Source organism: Sutcliffiella horikoshii (assembly GCF_021991925.1).
In the GTDB taxonomy this organism is placed as follows: domain Bacteria; phylum Bacillota; class Bacilli; order Bacillales; family Bacillaceae_I; genus Sutcliffiella_A; species Sutcliffiella_A horikoshii_F.
Window position 1 is genome coordinate 187,341 of record NZ_RXZI01000002.1, and the last position, 15,872, is coordinate 203,212.

Annotated in this window: 15 protein-coding genes; 10 read left to right on the forward strand and 5 right to left on the reverse strand. The window is 44.6% G+C overall.

Annotation, left to right across the window (positions count from 1 at the left end):
- Positions 1-162 precede the first annotated feature (162 nt).
- A complete protein-coding gene (locus tag EKQ44_RS06340; protein WP_237662728.1) occupies positions 163-2,934 on the forward strand; it encodes a M14 family metallopeptidase in 2,772 nt (923 codons plus the stop codon).
- A gap of 76 nt (positions 2,935-3,010) precedes the next feature.
- Here EKQ44_RS06340 and EKQ44_RS06345 read toward each other — a convergent pair whose 3' ends face one another.
- Entirely contained in the window at positions 3,011-3,592 is a 582-nt protein-coding gene (locus tag EKQ44_RS06345; RefSeq protein ID WP_237662729.1) for a VanZ family protein, read from the reverse strand.
- Between the two features lie 236 nt (positions 3,593-3,828).
- Positions 3,829-4,302 carry an SRPBCC family protein gene (locus tag EKQ44_RS06350; RefSeq protein WP_237662730.1) on the reverse strand — a complete coding sequence of 158 codons (474 nt, stop codon included), beginning with the start codon at positions 4,300-4,302 and terminating at the stop codon, positions 3,829-3,831.
- 163 nt (positions 4,303-4,465) lie between these two features.
- Here EKQ44_RS06350 and EKQ44_RS06355 point away from each other — a divergent pair, with 163 nt between their 5' ends.
- Positions 4,466-4,723 carry a GlsB/YeaQ/YmgE family stress response membrane protein gene (locus EKQ44_RS06355; protein WP_237662731.1) on the forward strand — a complete coding sequence of 86 codons (258 nt, stop codon included), beginning with the start codon at positions 4,466-4,468 and terminating at the stop codon, positions 4,721-4,723.
- A 222-nt stretch (positions 4,724-4,945) separates the two neighbouring features.
- Here the strand turns inward: EKQ44_RS06355 and htpX are convergent, their stop codons facing one another.
- The gene (htpX, locus tag EKQ44_RS06360) at positions 4,946-5,824 is read right to left on the reverse strand and encodes a protease HtpX (RefSeq protein ID WP_237662732.1); all 879 of its coding nucleotides are present in this window, start codon (positions 5,822-5,824) and stop codon (positions 4,946-4,948) included.
- A 168-nt stretch (positions 5,825-5,992) separates the two neighbouring features.
- On the opposite strand from htpX, the gene EKQ44_RS06365 reads away from it, so the two are divergent.
- Complete coding sequence (locus EKQ44_RS06365; RefSeq protein WP_237662733.1) at positions 5,993-6,637, forward strand: DUF1836 domain-containing protein; 645 nt, start codon at positions 5,993-5,995, stop codon at positions 6,635-6,637.
- A gap of 138 nt (positions 6,638-6,775) precedes the next feature.
- Entirely contained in the window at positions 6,776-8,185 is a 1,410-nt protein-coding gene (gene gndA, locus EKQ44_RS06370; protein ID WP_237662734.1) for an NADP-dependent phosphogluconate dehydrogenase, read from the forward strand.
- A gap of 406 nt (positions 8,186-8,591) precedes the next feature.
- Here gndA and EKQ44_RS06375 read toward each other — a convergent pair whose 3' ends face one another.
- Positions 8,592-9,206, reverse strand: coding sequence for a cyclase family protein (locus EKQ44_RS06375; protein ID WP_237662735.1), 615 nt, complete (start codon positions 9,204-9,206; stop codon positions 8,592-8,594).
- Positions 9,207-9,251: 45 nt separating this feature from the next.
- Entirely contained in the window at positions 9,252-10,730 is a 1,479-nt protein-coding gene (gene zwf / locus EKQ44_RS06380; protein WP_237662736.1) for a glucose-6-phosphate dehydrogenase, read from the reverse strand.
- Positions 10,731-11,087: 357 nt separating this feature from the next.
- Between zwf and EKQ44_RS06385 the strand changes: the two genes are divergently transcribed.
- The 6 genes from EKQ44_RS06385 (at position 11,088) to EKQ44_RS06410 (ending at position 15,844) form a co-directional block, all read left to right on the forward strand.
- Positions 11,088-11,765 carry a uracil-DNA glycosylase gene (locus EKQ44_RS06385; protein ID WP_269151575.1) on the forward strand — a complete coding sequence of 226 codons (678 nt, stop codon included), beginning with the start codon at positions 11,088-11,090 and terminating at the stop codon, positions 11,763-11,765.
- Positions 11,766-11,802: 37 nt separating this feature from the next.
- Entirely contained in the window at positions 11,803-12,612 is an 810-nt protein-coding gene (locus EKQ44_RS06390) for an ion transporter (RefSeq protein WP_237662738.1), read from the forward strand.
- A gap of 180 nt (positions 12,613-12,792) precedes the next feature.
- Positions 12,793-14,493: a methyl-accepting chemotaxis protein gene (locus EKQ44_RS06395; RefSeq protein ID WP_237662739.1), complete on the forward strand. Its 1,701-nt coding sequence runs from the start codon at positions 12,793-12,795 to the stop codon at positions 14,491-14,493.
- Between the two features lie 110 nt (positions 14,494-14,603).
- On the forward strand, positions 14,604-14,807 hold the full coding sequence (locus EKQ44_RS06400; RefSeq protein ID WP_237662740.1) for a hypothetical protein: 204 nt from the start codon (positions 14,604-14,606) through the stop codon (positions 14,805-14,807).
- A gap of 14 nt (positions 14,808-14,821) precedes the next feature.
- Positions 14,822-15,343: a DUF420 domain-containing protein gene (locus EKQ44_RS06405; protein ID WP_237662741.1), complete on the forward strand. Its 522-nt coding sequence runs from the start codon at positions 14,822-14,824 to the stop codon at positions 15,341-15,343.
- Positions 15,344-15,502: 159 nt separating this feature from the next.
- Positions 15,503-15,844 (forward strand): YwdI family protein, encoded by a 342-nt coding sequence (locus tag EKQ44_RS06410; RefSeq protein WP_237662742.1) that lies wholly within the window; start codon positions 15,503-15,505, stop codon positions 15,842-15,844.
- Positions 15,845-15,872: the final 28 nt, after the last annotated feature.

A 15,872-nucleotide genomic window follows, 5' to 3' on the forward strand; every position in this document is an offset into this window, starting at 1 on the left:
TGAGGGAGATAGCGTTTAGGGGAGACCCCGCAGGCGAAGCCGAGGAGGCTCCCCAAACGCCCCTAGGAAAGCGAAGCCTAGTGCGGAAAACAACAGCGGTGTTTTAGAGTCATAATATTAAAAAACTCGGTCACATTTGAAAATGATAAAGGAGTTGGAGAGATGAACGTTAACTGGAGAAAGCCGTTTTTGGCCTTCTTATCTGTTTGGATGCTTCTAGCCGTTGCAATCCCAATGCAGGGGGCACAGGCGGAAACCATCGTACAAACCGTTGCAGAAGAAGAGATATCAACAAGTATTTCCACTGTTTCCATGACAGAAAAAAGACAGATGGAAATCCAGGTGGATTTTGGTGAAAGAATCCCGCTGGAAAAGCTGGAGTGGACTTTTGGAAATAAGCCATTAGAAGAATGGAAAACATACAACACAAAGGACAATGATTATACGGGAGAACCCTTCATCACATTCGCAGAACCTCCTGCCTATGTCGGAGAATCCACAACCGTAAAGGCAGTCCTCGACTTTGACCTCTTATATGGAACAGACAATTTAGCGCCACGGAATATAAGAGTCTTATATCCGGAGATTATCGGTACATATGAGTTGGCAGTGACACATAAAGAGTCTGGTGAAAAGTTAAGTAAGGAAATTACATACAATGTTTATGATGAATACTTAACATATGAACAACTGAAGCCGGAATTGGATGAAATAACAGAGGCAGCACAATCGGAAAATGGTAGATTCATAGAATACAAGTCTCTTGGACAGTCCTATGAAGGAAGGGACATACATTTCATTACCCTGGCAAAAGATCAGGCAGCAGTAGATAAATATTTGAATGAAACCTTACCTGTCGCCTTGGAAAATCCGGCAGAGCTTTTGCAGAAAATAGAGGAAGGGACCATCGGTGATTATCAGGTGCCAATCTGGTTCAATAATATCCACCCGGATGAAGTGGAAGGAGTGGACGCACAGGTTGAACTGTTCCGAAAGCTCTCACAAGATAGGGAAATCACCTTTAAAACAGTGAATGAGAATGGGGAAGAAAGAGAGATTACACTGAACGTCGAAGAAGCGTTGGAACATGTGATATTCCTTTTCAACTTCACCCATAACCCTGATGGCCGCGTCCATAACACCCGTGCCAATATCAATGGATTCGATTTGAACAGGGATAATGCGTTTCAAACACAACAAGAATCTATCTATGTCACGGAAGAGATCGCGAAATGGTCTCCGTTATCCTTTTTAGACATGCATGGCTATGTGAGCGACTTTCTGATCGAACCATGTACACCGCCACATAACCCGAACTTTGAATACGACCTGCTATTGGAAAACATGCTTTCACAGGCACATGCCATGGGACAGGCAGGCGTGGCGAACTCTGACTATGAGTCATATGCCATTCCTTATGAAGACTATGAAAATGGCTGGGACGACATGACTCCTGCCTACACGGCCATCTATTCCATGCTACATGGATCGCTTGGGCATACGATCGAAGTCCCGGGATTAAATCAACAATCCTTGTATGCCATGGTCCATACCGGCCTTGGGGCAACGAATTTTGTACTGGAAAATAAAGACGAGCTTTTCAAACAACAATTGGAATTATTTAAGCGCGGGGTAGAAGGCGAAGATAACCGTGCAGTCGATGAGCACCTTGTGAATCAAAACAGGGACATCATCGGTCGTGACCGCGGGGAAAATGAAAACTTCTTCCCAGAATACTATGTACTACCTATGCATGACTTACAAAAGAACAAATGGGAAGCGGCAGAAATGGTAGAATACCTTTTGAGAAACGGGATTAAGGTAGAAAAGACCACTTCTTCCGTAGAAATTGCTGGAATCGTTTACCCTGAAGGCACTTACGTGGTCCCGATGAAGCAGGCAAAGCGTGGATTTGCGAACGCTGTCCTTTATCAAGGAGATGATATTTCCGACTGGAATGCCATGTACGATGCCATAGTCGTGAACTTCCCGGACCTGCGCGGCTTCACAATCGAAGAAGTACGCACGGAGGATGCTTTTACAGGTGTGGTGGAACAAGTACTAGAAGCAGAATATCCAACAACAGCAGTGGACCAGAACAAAGGCCACTATGTGGTGAAAAACGTGAACAACGAAGCCGTCAAAGCAGTAAATGAGCTATTAAGCGCTGGGAAATCGGTAAGCGTAGCGACAGCAGATGGCAATGGCTATAGCAAAGGGGACTACGTAATTCACCGCAACGATTTATTGGCTGTAAAAGATCACTACTATTTAGAAGTGGTTCCATTGGACAATAAATCAAAGGTAGAAGAACTTTCTGGTGCACCTAAAGTCGCCGTCATAGGCAGTGGCGCAAGTCGTTTTGTTTTAAAACAATTAGGCTTTGAGATCACTAGTATAGAAGAAGCCGATGTGATTGTAGACGCTACAGGCCAGGTAAACAAGGAAGCCATTGAGGCCGGAACCTCCTACATCGGCATTGGCGGCAGGGTCCTTCAGTCAGTCAAACAAAGCGGAATTCTCGATGGCTTTGATTTTGGCCGAACAAATTTCACACATGAAGGATTGCTTAAGACATCCGTAAACACAGACTCTTTCCTCACTTCCGGTTACGGTGCGGAGGAAGTGTTATACGGGACCACTGGCTCATGGATAACAAGTGTGCCAGACGGAGCTGAAACACTGATTCAAGTAGCCGATACAGATGATTACTTCGTTGCAGGCTGGTGGCCAGGGAAAGAAAATGCCAAAGGCCAGACTTGGGCATTCACCACCACTGTCGAAAGCGGAGCAAATGTCACCCTTTTCGCAAACGACCTATTGTTCCGAGCACACACAGAACATAGTTACCGCCTGCTTGCGAATGCTATTTTACTAGATGAAGTAAAAGAGTCGAAGAAGGGAAAAGGTAAAGGAAAGAAGAAGCATAGGTAACAAAACTAAACGGAGTAGAGCTAATAGTGGCTCTACTCCGTTTTTGATTATGAAGCGGGAAGCGGAGGGCTGGAGATTACCTAAGTATAAGCACCCTTTGGAACCTAGGGTACAAGGCGTAGCCGATATAAAACCCAAGGACATTCAGAATCAAGTCATCCATATCAAGGCTCCCTCTGCGTGTCAGATATTGGCTAAGTTCAATCGCGCTTACCAACAAAAAAGGAACGGACAAAAGAAACAGCTTGTTGGATGTTGTCGTTCTAAAAAGAAACCCAAACGGAATAAAAAGCCCAATGTTCGCAGCCAAGTTATAGAAAGCAATCACCCAGTGGACGTTGCCGGAAAAATAAAAATGAATGGTATCAAAGGGTAACAGGTTCACTGAATTCATTCCTGTATCATTAGGTCGGATGAATAAAAGTATCAACAGGGCGACCGTGTAAAGGAAAAAGCATCCGTAAAATAGGCTCCGAGGGATAGTGATGGAGAGCTTCCACACGAACAAATAAATAGCGGTGGTTGCTACAAAAATGCAAACAAACACCACTAAAAGAACAATCGGATGCAGGTTGGCTGTCAGGTGTGCGAAGATAGGACGCAACAACAGAAATAAACAACACGAAATTATGCTCGGGACTAATAACTTTTTTACCATAAGGGTACCACTTCTATAAAGGCTCTTTTCTCAAATATTGTTGCTAATTACTTGTAAAAAGTCGGCAATTGGACTTTTTACTGCTTACATACTCCAAAAGGTGCAAGTAGTTTCTTAAGTATGGCAAGGAAAAGAGCACAACAGTAGGGAAATAACGATGGATGTATCCATACGAAAAAGCAGCAAAGTGTACGAAAAGAGCCTTTAAAAAAATCCGGACAGGTATTCCTGCCCGGTCATTCCTCTTCCTTTTTCGTTTCCACTTCCTCCGCTGTCCCTTCAATGAGACGCTTCAGCTGATTCAGGTGATCCCCATCTTCTTTTTTCAAGATTTTTCGAATGATAGACTTGGTCAACTTCATGATGATGCCGGAAGTGTAAATATCCCCATGAAAATTCACCTGTGTGCCGCCTTCAACAGTTGGCTTGAAATCATAATGGTAGACGACCTTCAACCCATTAGCTTCACTTTTTACGACATACCGTTCACTTGGGACATATTCCGTAAATTCAATAATGGATGAAGCTTGGCGCCCGCGAATCTCACGGGTTTCTTTAAATTTGCTTCCCACCTGTAATGGGCCTTCTGTCAGCTTTTCGATAGCGACAACATTTTCCATGATTTTTGTGGAATTGTCCATGTCGGAAGCAAAAGCAAAAACTTCTTCCACCGGCTTGGAGATGATAACGGAATCCTGGATATCTGGCACTGTATTCGCTCCTCTCGTAAATTGTGATTTGGTAATTTTATAATAGCACAGAAAAAGGAAGCGATAGCTAGTGTTTTTGATAAGGGAAGTTTAAAAAGTTCAATCAACGGAAATATACACAGTAACAAGCTGAACAACAAATAACACTAAGGAGGAAAACATTATGTTAGGATTATTAATTACCATTATCATAGCAATCGTGATTGGAATGATCGGTAGTGCCATCGCACCAGGTAGAATGCCAGGAGGAATTTTGGGAGCCATGCTTGCAGGTTTAGTTGGTGCATGGATTGGTCACGGGTTATTCGGTTCTTTAGGACCTGTCGTTGCTGACTTTGCCATCATTCCAGCCATCATCGGTGCCGCTATCTTTGTATTCTTGTTAACATTAATTTCAAGAGGACTTAGAAGCGCGACATAATAGTAGGATAATGAAATGATAGAAAAGAAAACCTAGTTGATCGCAGTGGAAGGCGCGCAGACTTCTGCGGGAGGAAGGGACATGGAAGACCCCGCAGGGCGAATGCCCGAGGAGGCTTCCGGACCACCCACGAAAAGTGAAGCGCCTGGAACGAAGATCAACGGTTATATAGCTATATTAAAAGAGGCAACCAATTCGGCTGCCTCTTTTAAATGCTTATATTTATTTCGCTTCCAAACGGCGGATACGCTCGTTTAAATCAGGGTGAGTAGAGAACAGGGAGCTCTTTCTCTTACCGTTGATCTTAAGAGATGCAATCGCAGTATCCTTCTCTTCTGTCACACGGTTTGTGTAAGCCTGAAGGGAACGCAATGCATGAACCATTTTGTCTTTCCCTGCAAGGTCTGCGCCTCCACGGTCTGCGTGGAACTCACGGTAACGGGAGAAGGCGAATACGACAATGCTTCCAAGGATGGAGAATGCGATCTGGAATACAATGATTGCAATGAAATGCACAATCGGTGCCATTTCTTCTTTTACAAAACGGGACGCGATAAATGCGGCGATACGTGCCAAGAATACAACGAATGTATTCACAACACCTTGCAATAAAGTCATGGTTACCATATCGCCATTGGCAATGTGGGCAACCTCATGGGCAATAACACCTTCAACGGCAGCATCGTCCATTTCTTGTAATAAACCAGAGGAAACAGCAACCAATGAACGGTTCTTGGAAGGACCCGTTGCAAAGGCGTTTACTTCTGGGGAGTGGTAAATTCCAACTTCCGGCATTTTTGTGATGCCAGCAGCGCGAGACATGCGGTGAACCATGTCAACAATTTGACGCTCTTGTGAATTCATCGGACCATCTGGATCGATGACCTTCACGTTCATCATTTTCTTTGCCATCCAACGGGACATCAATAAGGAAATGAAGGAACCTGTGAAACCGATGATGGCACTGAAGATTAAAAGTGCGCCAAAGTTGATTCCGCCATCTTCAATGTAGCTTCCTGCACCAGTCACCATAAAGATGATGGAAATCGTCGTTAAGACAAGTACGTTCGTAAGAATAAAAAAGAATATACGTTTTGCCATGTTTTTCCTCCTGATTGTTTTGAGGTCTTATGAACCTCTATCTCTCTTGTCTATATTATAGATGGAATTGCCTAACTTTTCAACGAAAGTGTCTGACATAATTTGACGAAACGGGCTTGCCAATTTACTATAAATGCATGAATGTCGGATGAAAAGGGTGTGTGGGCCATGGTCAAAGAGTGGACCAGGATGGAGATGGCAGAGTTTTTGAAGAAGATGGGCCAAGGGGAATTCCCTGTGGAATATAGGCAGTCTATGCCGAAAAATTTCCAAAATCTTTTTCGGAAAAAGAGCGGGGAAGAGTTCGGCCTGACAATGTCCAATATCGTGTGGCTGGGAAATCAACTCGAGAGCGCGGATTATTCAGAGCCAGCTCTGAAAAATTGGGTGAAACGAGAGATAAAGGAATATATCGGTGCGCCCCAAGTCGGCCGTAAATACTCCATCCAACAAGTGGCGTTGCTATTTATTGTAAAAGATCTGAAGGTGCTGCTTGATTTTGAAGCAATACGGAAAATCCTTGGTTCGATTTTCAACAACCCGGTGGAGAGGGAAGATGACATTATCAGCCCGATACATTTCTATATCGCTTACTCTTGGTTGTATGAGCAATTAGTGAGTCAGACAGAATTATTATCGGAAGAAAATATAAAAGAGGAAATCCAGCAATACCTGCAAACAGAAGAGAGTTTTACGGCAGAGGACAAGGGGAAGATATTCGCTGCTTTAATGGTGGCGATCCTTGCCGTTCGCACCAATTTTCTTAAAGCGTGGGCAAAGCGGTATGTGATGGATGGAAAAGGAAAAGAATAAAAGGAAGTGTGTAAACGCTTCACTTTTCCTAGTTAGGTTATAATAGGTGTAAAGCTTGATTCCACTTGAGTTTGTATGGTATTTTCAATTGGGACTAACGCGAAATAAATTACCTTGAAGAAGGGAAGTTTTTATATTATGGCAAAGCAGCAAATCGGTGTGATCGGTTTGGCGGTTATGGGAAAAAACCTGGCAATGAACATTGAAAGCAGAGGTTATTCCGTTTCTGTATTCAACCGTTCCCCTGAAAAGACAGAGGAATTTTTACAAGAAACAGAAGGAAGAAATTTTAAAGGTACATATAGCATCGAAGAGTTTGTACTATCTCTGGAATCCCCTCGCAAAATCTTACTAATGGTAAAAGCAGGCGGACCGACGGATGCAACAATCGACTCATTAAAACCGTATCTTGATAAAGGGGACATCCTGATTGATGGCGGAAACACGCTTTACACAGATACAATCCGACGCAACAAGGAGCTTGGCGAGCTTGGCTTGAACTTCATCGGTACCGGCGTATCCGGTGGGGAAGAGGGAGCGTTGAAAGGTCCTTCCATCATGCCTGGCGGACAGAAAGAAGCTTATGAACTTGTGGAAGATATTCTGAAGAGCATTTCCGCAAAAGTAGAAGGCGACGCTTGCTGCACATACATCGGTCCAGACGGTGCCGGTCATTACGTAAAAATGGTGCATAACGGGATCGAGTACGGCGACATGCAACTGATCAGTGAAGCGTATTTCTTGCTGAAGAATGTTCTTGGTCTTTCGGCTCAAGAGCTTCACGAAGTGTTCTCTGAGTGGAACAAAGGGGAGCTTGACAGCTACCTGATCGAGATCACAGCAGACATCTTCACAAAAGTGGATGCCGAAACAGGCAAGCCACTTGTGGATGTTATCCTGGATACAGCTGGACAAAAAGGTACTGGTAAATGGACAAGTAAGAGCGCATTAGATCTAGGCGTTCCACTTCCGATCATCACAGAATCCGTATTCGCACGCTTCATTTCCGCGATGAAAGAAGAGCGCGTGAAGGCAAGCAGCATCCTGCGCGGACCAGAAGCAGTTAGTTTTACTGGAGACAAAGAAGCATTCATCGAGAGCGTGCGCAAAGCACTTTACATGAGCAAAATCTGCTCTTATGCTCAAGGATTTGCACAACTGCGTGCAGCATCTGAAGAGTACGGCTGGGACCTTAAATACGGCGAGATCGCGATGATCTTCCGTGGCGGTTGCATCATCCGTGCGCAATTCTTACAAAAAATCAAAGAAGCGTACGACCGTGAAGCGGGCCTTGCAAACCTATTGCTTGACCCATACTTCAAAGAAATCGTGGAAAGCTACCAAGGCGGCCTTCGCGAAATCCTTGGCGTTGCTATCCAGCACGGCGTACCTGTACCATCCTTCTCGAGCGCGCTAGCATACTATGACAGCTACCGCTCTGAGACATTGCCTGCAAACTTGATTCAAGCACAACGTGACTACTTCGGTGCCCACACGTATCAACGCTTGGACAAGGAAGGTATCTTCCATACGGAGTGGATGAAGTAAGTTGAAATTGGACCAATCCATGGTTCCCGCGTGAGAGCGGGGGGTGGGTTGGTTTTTTTGTGGGTATAGGATATCCCGACCGCTATGATTTCCGGATATATTTTAAAAATTCATGATATCAGCTGAGAATTCCGGATAAAACTCAAAAATTCATGATATCAGCTGAGACTTCCGGATAAAACACAAAAATTCATGATATCCACCCAGACTTCAGGATAAATCCGAAAAATTCATGATATCCACCGAAAATTCAGGATAAATCTCGATAAACCCTGATATCCCAAAACGCCGATTCCCCTCAAACTCCCCACTAACCTCAATCCGCAAAAATTCCACACACAAAAAGCCACCCTGCCCCCAAATTCCCCGGGGCAAAGTGGCCAATCAACATAGTTCAACTCAAAAATCACTTCATATCCATCAAAACAATACGAGCAGGAGAAGCATCCACGCCACTCAGCTTCAATGGCGCCGCACACATGATATACTCGCCTTCCGCGATATCCTTCAGGCGCAGGCCTTCAATGATGATCACGTTGTTTGCGAAAAGCGTTTTGTGTGTCGGGTGGCCTTCCTGGCTGCGCTCGATGCCAAGTGCATCCACACCAACGCCGCTCACGCCGATTTCAGCCAAATACGCAGCAGCGTCTTCCGCCACAAACACAAAGTCAAAGTTGAACTCTTCATCAAAAGAGTTTTTCGTTTTAAATAACAGGAAATCGTCCTTTTGAATATCAAGGCCTTCAATATCCTTAACTGTAATGCGGTCCTCAACAGCAGTCAGGTCGAACACTTTACATGGCCCGACAAGCTTGTCCAATGGCAGTGTCTCGATGGTTTCGCCATCCACCACCATATGTAGCGGCGCATCCACATGTGTACCGGTGTGAACATCCAGCTCCAAGCGGGTTTCCGTTACATAACCGTTCGTGTTGGTCGTTTGTTTCGGTTGTTTTTCTGGCTTGTTTTTATAAACTGGCATACCCGTATAAATCGGGGAAGATACGTCATAAACTTTCATGTGTAAAAAACTCCTTTCTATTTTGAAGCATATGCGTTCAAGTGCTTACAACGGCCACCAATGGAAGCCGTCCTTATAAAGCAGCTCATCCGCCTGCTTTGGCCCCATGGAACCAGACTCATAGTTCGGGAAGTCAAATGCTCTCGTGTTTTCCCATGCTTTTGAAATCTCATCAATGAAGCTCCAAGACAACGCCACTTCATCCCAGTGCGTAAAGTTCGTCATGTCACCGCGCATCGCATCATAAAGCAGGCGCTCGTAAGCTTCTGGTGTGTTGATGCCATCGATGCAATTGTTTGTATAGTCAAGTCTGATCGGGGTCGTTGTAATATCCTTACCCGATTTTTTTGCGTTTAAATGCAACGTGATGCCTTCTTCTGGTTGGATGTTGATGACAAGAAGGTTAGGGTCCACCTTTTCCCCACGGTTGTAGTATAGGTTCATCGGGATATCTTTGAACTGCACGACTACTTTCGTGGACTTCTCGCTCATTCTTTTTCCGGTACGAATATAAATCGGTACGCCTGCCCAACGGAAGTTATCAATCAAAAGCTTCCCTGCCACATATGTCTCCGTGTTGGAGTTGGTGTCAACAGAGTTCTCGTCACGGTAGCCTTGTACTTGGTTGCCGTCCACCATTCCAGCTCCATATTGGCCGCGAACAAAATAATCCTCCACATCATCGGGACCGATTTTGCGCATTGCACGAAGCACCTTGACTTTTTCGCTGCGGATCTCTTCCGGATTCAGCTTGATTGGTGGTTCCATCGCAAGCAACGCGACCATTTGAAGCATATGGTTCTGCACCATATCCCTTAATGCACCCGAGCTTTCGTAATAACGACCGCGGTCTTCCACACCCAACACTTCACTTGAGGTGATTTGGATATTGGAGATATAACGGTTGTTCCAAAGCGGTTCAAACAGAGCATTGGCAAAACGGATCACCTCGATATTCTGCACCATCTCTTTTCCAAGATAATGGTCGATACGGTAGATTTCCGACTCATCGAATGCTTGACGGATCTCTGCGTTCAAATCTTTTGCGGAAGGAAGGTTGTGCCCAAAAGGCTTTTCAATGACAAGACGCTTCCAGCCGTCCGTTTCGGTCAATCCTTCCGATTTCAAATTGGTAGCAATAGTGCCGAAGAACTCCGGTGCCATGGCAAGATAGAAGATGCGGTTGCCGTTTGTGGCATAGTCGGAATCCAAATCACCCAATAGGCCCTTCAACTGTTGGTAGGACTCGCTGCTTGTTACATCAAAAGGATGATAATAAAAATGGGAACTGAATTCTTCGACATTCCCGTCACCATTAGCCACTTCCTTCACAGAAGTGGATACGTTCGAACGGAACTCTTCATTGGATAGCGGGCGTCTTGCCACGCCGACTACCGCAAAATTTTTGGAGATGCTTCCATTTTTATAGAGACGATAGATGGAAGGGTACAGCTTGCGTTTCGCTAGATCCCCTGTTGCACCAAAAATGACAATCAAGGAAGTCGGATTTTCTTTTTTATTCACAGATAAGAACCTCGCTTTATGTACTAGTCTCAAAAGAATGTGCTATCTTAATCAGTTGATTAGGATAAACATTTATGTAAATAAGTAACAAATTCACTTAATAAGTATGGGACATTGTGAAAAAAGACCACTCAGATATTTTATATGGAAGTGGATAGGAATTCAATATATTAATCAAGCTTATGCTCGAGTGGAACCTTTTCGTTTCACTATAACACATCCAGCAAGCAATCCCTGAATGATAGGCTCGTCGTTAGTATGAAAAAATACAGGCAAAACCATGCATCCACAAACTTCCCATCCCAAAAATAAATGGCTATATGATAAAGTAAGAGGGACAGAAAGGAACGGAGGATCATGCAAGTGAAAAATCTGAGCGGTGATTGGAAGGCTTTATTGGAAAAGGAGACCTCCAAAGATTACTACAAAAAGTTAATGCAGTTTTTAGATTATGAATATGCCTCTACCATTGTTTATCCCGAAAAGGAGGCTATTTTTTCTGCGTTCGAGGCGACAAGCTATGAGGACGTCAAGGTTGTCATCCTCGGACAAGACCCCTACCATGGCAAGGACCAAGCCCACGGAATGAGCTTTTCCGTCCAAAAGGGGATGAGGGTCCCGCCATCTCTGAAAAACATCTACCAAGAGCTTCAGGATGACCTTGGGATTGCTCCGGTCCAGCACGGATTTTTAATGGAGTGGGCAAAGCAAGGTGTGTTATTATTAAATACGGTCTTAACCGTCAGGGAGAAAAAACCCAACTCCCATAAAGGGAAGGGCTGGGAACGGTTTACAGACGAAGTGATACAAGTGTTGAATGACCGGGACAAGCCGGTGATCTTTATCCTTTGGGGAAAACATGCAGAACAGAAAGAAAACTTGATTACAAACAGGCGTCACTACATCATCAAAAGCACGCATCCTAGTCCATTTTCTGCGAGAAAAGGATTTTTTGGAAGCAGGCCGTTTTCAAGAGTGAATACGATCCTGGCTGAAAATGGTGAAGACGCGATTGATTGGCGATTGACGCCGTAGATAAGAAAAACAAGATAAACAAGAGGAAGTGCACGACATGCAAACGTGGAAATCAACGATACAACATATAGTCGGACACCGGTACTTTATGAATGCCGTCATGTTCGTCATCCTACTAAATGCGATTTTGATAGGGGTGGAAACATACCCTGCACTGCGAGCGGATTATTACGATATCATCCATGGCTTTGAAGTTTTCTTTTTATGGTTCTTTACCATAGAAATCATCCTGAGAATGTTAGCGGAGAAAAAGATATCCCACTTCTTTCGCAGCAGGTGGAACCTCTTCGACTTTTTCATTGTGGCAGGAGTGCTTTTATTTAGTGGAACCTATTTCATTTCCGCCATCCGTATCCTACGGGTATTCCGGGTCCTGCGCGCCATCACGGTCGTTCCGTCCCTGCAAAGGCTTGTGACGGCATTCCTGAAAACCATCCCATCCTTGGGTACCATCATGATGCTATTATCTTTAGTATTCTATATTTTCGCCGTACTGGGTGTCATGTTTTTCGGTGAAATCTCGCCAGAATATTTCGGGTCGCTTCACCTCGCCCTTGTGACACTATTCCAGGTCATCACTCTAGAATCTTGGGCAAGTGGAATATTCCGTCCCATCTTCGCGGAGAGTCCATTGTCTTGGGTCTATTTTGTTTCCTTCATCCTTGTTGGAACCTTCATCGTCCTGAACCTGATCGTCGGGGAAATCCTCAACAATATCCAGGAAGCAAAGGAAGAAGAATTGAAGGAAGAGAAGATAGAAGTCAGCAAAAAGGAACTTGCAAAGATTACGGACGAAATTGCGGAACTGAAGCAGCTTCTGATAAATAAAGAGAAAAATAGTGGATAATGATTTTCAAAGAACACGCGGGCAGTGGACTCCGTGTTCTTTTTTTATAAAAATATCTCCTCCTATTACTAAAGACCCAGCCGCCTCCTGCCGAAATAATAAACAAAGAGAGAAAACGTAAAAACAGATTTGTGCAAACGGTTTCATTATTTATTGGCAGTTTTACTAGGGGGAAGAAGAATGGGGAGTATGAGGAAAAGGTTAATCGTGCTGATTGTTTTAATAGGGGGCATAGGGCTCGCTGCCTCCGTTGTTATTTGGATGAATAGCATGCAAGTACAAAAAGGGGTTAACGAGTTAGATGAAATTACAAAGCTGAATGAAAGTTATTTTGAACTGGTGCAGTCGTATCAAAATAACCTAGCAGATATGTATTTTGTCGTATCCAATGGCTATTCCAAAACACACGTTACAAAAATCGAAGAGAGTCTCAAAGAGAGCGAAGAAAAACTACAAGATTTCGAGCCATATTTTACGGAATTTGAAGAATTAGGACAGTGGAAGCAGTATTTTGTTGTTTCACATGGAACATTGTCAAAACAATTCGACATCATCAGTGATGTTTCCAATGCAGCCAATATGGACCGCCTCCGAATTACGACATCGGAAGACCTGGCTAAAGCCCGGAATCAGGTGGAGCGAGCGAATGAGGGTGGAATGGAGTTCCTGCAAACATACAATGATGAAAATAGACAAGCAATCCAGGCAAAAGTTTCCTCGACAGAACGCTGGACCTTATTAACACTAGCTATCCTTGTTGTCGTGCCAATCCTTGTGCTGTTATCGTTCAGAATGGCTTTCAACAAAGGAGTCAATCAAGTGTTGCGACGGGTAAACGCCTACCAGGAAGGCGACTTTATGTATGAATCTTCTCATTCAGCGCGAAAAGATGAGTTCGGTCAAATTGAGGGTGCCTTGACAACGATGGGAGGAAATATAGAGCAGTTGATGAAAGGCAGTATGGGCGCAAACCAGCGTCTGCAGGTAGTCATGCAGGAGCTATTGGTAGTCGCAGAGGACAATCTGACGGAATCGTCGGAGATCAAGCAGCGTTCCGAACAGGTGACGGAAAAAGTTTCGATGCAGTACGAGGGGACGACCGCCATTTCCGCCGTAACCGAACAGGCCTCTGCCAGTACACAAGAAATTTACAGCATCGTGGATGAAATGAAACGCAACCTCGAAAGCATGGAGGTCCTATCCAAAAGAGGGGCGGATTCGCTACAGCAGATGGTCACCACCATGCATCAATCCTCCACTGAAACAGAAACGATCGTAGAAAGGTTCTCGAAAATTAAGGAAGATATTGATGAGGCAAACAGTTTCCTGAAGGGGATAACGGAAATTACGACACAGACCAACTTGCTTGCCCTTAATGCCTCGATTGAAGCGGCACGTGCGGGAGAGGCGGGAAAAGGCTTTGCCGTTGTAGCAGAGGAAATTCGCAAGCTTTCCGGCCAAACCGATTTATTTTCCAAGCAAATCAATAGCATCACTGGTCGTATCCAGGAAGATACCAATGAAGTCCTGAAAGAGTTCCAACTTTTCAAGGAAACGATCGAGCAGACGAACGAAAAAAATGAAGCATCTGCAACACTATTCCAAGACATTGCTTCAAGCAGTGGAGCATTGCTGGAACAGGGAACACACATTACCGTCACAATGGAAGAAATCAGTATGGGTGTCAATGAAATCGTCCATTCTGTAAATGATCTGGTCGCTTCCTCTTCTGAACTGACGCAGGATATGGCTGAAGTCGTGAAGGCTGCCGATCATCAAGTGGATCTCTCTAATAACATGAGACGGACGGTTGATACAGTAAAAGAGACAGCGGAAGATCTGGCCGCAAGCATCGCCTCCATAAACATGAATAAATCGTGAACAAACAACCTGTGGAGTGGATTCTCCGCAGGTTTTATATTTTATGGGAAGTTGGAAAATGGTAGAATGAAGGATGGACAAAGCAGGTGCTGATAGAAAGGGTGGGTAGCATGGCCAAACGGATAAATTGCTTGAAATGCAAGCATTACTATGTCACATGGGATGCCAAGTTCCCCAAAGGCTGCCGGGCATTCGGTTTCAAGACGAACCAGGTCCCGTCCGTTGCCGTACTTCGCTCCTCCGGAAGCCCGTGCTTGAAATTCGAATCAAAAGATGAACCAATAAAACCCGGCCCGAACGGGTACTATGTGTAAAAGGAGATTACTTAATGAAAAAGATAAATTTCTTGCCTTGGATCATCGGCATATCCATTGCAGTAAATGCTGTGGTGGTCGTGTTGTTCTTCCTCCCCCAGTATGAAGGATTGGCCCATGTGGATTTGACCTTCTTACCGATGATGAATGCTATATTCAACAGCTTCACCTTCCTATTTTTAGTAGGTGCACTTATTGCAATCAAGAAAAAAAACATCACCGTGCACCGACGTTTCATCCTGGCGGCATTCTCGTCCACGACCTTGTTTTTGATAACATATGTGACGTATCATTCCCTGACAGAATCCACGCCATTCGGAGGGGAAGGAATCATCCGATCCATCTACTTCTTCATCTTGTTGACGCATATCGTGTTGGCGGTCGTGATTGTGCCACTGGCGTTGTATTCTTTGGCGACAGGCCTTAGCATGCAAAAGGAACGCCATCGCAAAATCGCACGCTGGACCATGCCATTATGGTTATATGTGAGTTTGACAGGTGTTATTGTGTATTTGATGATATCGCCGTACTACTAAAGTCGGGAGAGGCTCTTTTCTCAAAGATTGTTGTTATTCACTGGGGAAAATTCGACATTTGGACCAGTCTTGCAGGGAAAAGAGCACGACCGTTTGTTTTAAAAATACGAAAAACTACACAGTTTACGAAAAGCCTTTGAAAAAAAGGAGGGATGAAAGATGAGCATAACACTGGATAAGGTTCTCGCACGCCTGGAGTCCGAGCTTGAGCGGGCGATGGACACGGGAAATGTGCAAAAAAAGCGCGAGCATCTTGCTGCGATGAAATCCTTGTGTGAGCTGGCGTTGGAGACAGATGCGGAAGAGGGATCCTCGTATACGAGAACGGCAGGATTGCCAACAACAGCACCCAGCCCCCAACCGGGCCACCAAGCACCATCATCCTTTAAGCAAGCAGCACCAATCTACACACCACCAACCCAAGCACCACCAATCGCTAACATCCCATCCAAACCAATCAAAGAAGACGACGCGAATGGTGATTCGTTGTTTGATTTTTAACAAAAGGGGTCAGACCCCTTTTATCTCT